Annotated in this window: 1 protein-coding gene; it reads left to right on the top strand. The window is 65.1% G+C overall.

The annotated features are described in order from the left end of the window. Positions 1-95 precede the first annotated feature (95 nt). Positions 96-2,167: RHS repeat-associated core domain-containing protein (locus DXK93_RS30705; RefSeq protein ID WP_147400316.1), on the top strand; the 2,072-nt coding region annotated here is incomplete at its 3' end.

Genomic DNA, 2,167 nt, shown 5'->3' with positions numbered 1-2,167 from the left:
GGCGCAATTCAAAAGTTTCGCGGCGCACGCCACTCACCAGGCTCGCCAGCTTCTGGTAGGGTGATCCGGAATCGCTAAATGTCTGATCGAAACCCATGGCATTGCTCACCGTCTGCACCGGCACTCCCACTATCCGCGTGCGCGACAACCGCGGGCAAGCGGTGCGCACGCTGCGCTACAACCGCAACGTGGCGGGCGGCGTGGCGACGCAATGCATCGAGCGCAATACCTTCAATGACCTGGGCCAGCCGAGCAGCAGCCAGGACGCGCGCTTCTTCGCCCAGGGCGGCAACTCGCCCACGCTCAATTTCCAGCACACTCCCGCGCTCTCGGGCCAGGTGCTGCAGACTGTCAGCGCCGATGCCGGCACTACCCAGACCTTTCACGACATTGCAGGGCATCCGATCTGGCAGCGCGATGCACGCGGGACGGTCCAGACGTTTACCTACGACGCCCAGGGGCGCCCGCTCACCCGCAGCGAACAGGTGGAAGGTAAGGGGCCAACCTACGTGCGCGAGCGCTGGACCTATGGCGACGCGTTGCCACCTGGCGGCTCCTATGATGCAACCGATACCACCGACCCGCGCAACCTGAACCTGCGCGGCCAGGTCGTCCAGCACTACGACACGGCCGGTCTGCTGGACCACGGCGCCAGGGGGTTTACGGTGCAAGGGCCCGTGCAGCAGGAAGTACGCACCTTGGCGCAGGATCCGCAGGCCGAGATCGACTGGAACGCGGCGGGGCTGGCCACTCACTGGCCGGGCGTGCTCGACCCCACGCCTTACCCCACCTCCTGGCAGTACAACGCCCTGGGGCAAGTCCTGGCTCAGACCGACGCGGCAGGTCACCAGCGCAATAGCACCTATGACCTGGCGGGCCGCCTATTTGGCAGCACCGTCACCCTCAAAGGAGGAAGTCCGCAATCCGTGGTGCGCACCCAGACCTACAACGCCGCCGGACAGCTGCTGGTCAAGCAGGCGGGCACCGGCGTGACCACGACCCACACCTATGAGCCCCAGTTGACCCAGCGCCTGCTGACGATCAAGACCACGCGCGACAGCGACCGTGCCACGCTGCAAAGCAAACAGTACACGTACGACCCCGTGGGCAATGTCACCGTTCTGCAGGACCCGCTATCGCAGCCCCAGTATTTCAAGGGGCAGGCGATCAGCCCCGATAAAACCTATACCTATGACGCGCTCTACCAACTGATCCAGGCCACGGGCCGCCAGAACGCGACGGGCACGCCCACGGATACCGGCACCCCCGCGGGAATCCTGTCCCCCCCGGACCCGGTCAACCTTCAGTCCTATACGCGAAGCTACACCTATGACCTGGGCGGCAACCTGACCGGGGTCAACCTCAATGGCGCCGGCGCCAACCGCAAGGTGGTCGTTGCGCCCAACAGCAATCGGGCGCTCTCGAACGCCAATATCCCCACGCTGAATGCGGGCGCGGTCGATACCTACTTCGACGCCGCGGGCAACGCCATCTGCCTGGACGGCAACAGCTTGCAGCCCTTGACCTGGAACGGCCTGAACCAGCTGCAAAGCGTCACCTTCGTGTATCGCCACGACCAGAACTCCGACGAGAACGACCGCGAGTACTACATCTACGGTGGTGACGGCCAGCGCGTGCGCAAGACGCGCTATGCCAAGGTCGGCGCTGCGTACTCGCAACAACAGGACGACGTGATCTACCTGCCCGGGCTAGAGCTGCGCCGCCAGGGCGCCACCAAGACCCTGGAAGTGCTGGTGCTGGACGATGGCGCCCGGCTGCTGCACTGGACCGTGGGCGCTCCCGCCGGCATTGCCAACCCGCAATTGCGCCTGGCCATCCAGGATCGCCTGGGCTCCTGCTCCATGGAGCTCGATACCGCTGGCCAGCTCATCACGCAGGAAGAGTACTTCCCCTTTGGCGGCACGGCCGTGCTGGCCGCCGCCACGCAGAGCGACGTGGACAACAAAACCATCCGCTACTCGGGCAAGGAGCGCGATGCCACGGGGCTGTATTACTACGGTTTCCGGTATTACCAGCCCTGGATCGGGCGCTGGCTCAATACGGATCCGGCAGGCACCGTGGATGGGCTCAATCTCTACGGCATGGTCAAGAACAACCCCGCGTCCCTGCGTGACCACGCCGGCCTGGTCGGGGAGGACGGCAATCG

It is taken from the genome of Achromobacter sp. K91 (assembly GCF_003576205.1).
Classification (GTDB): Bacteria; Pseudomonadota; Gammaproteobacteria; order Burkholderiales; family Burkholderiaceae_B; genus Achromobacter; species Achromobacter aegrifaciens.
The sequence above is the reverse complement of the archived record's forward strand: the minus strand, read 5'-3'. Positions and strand labels throughout refer to the sequence as shown.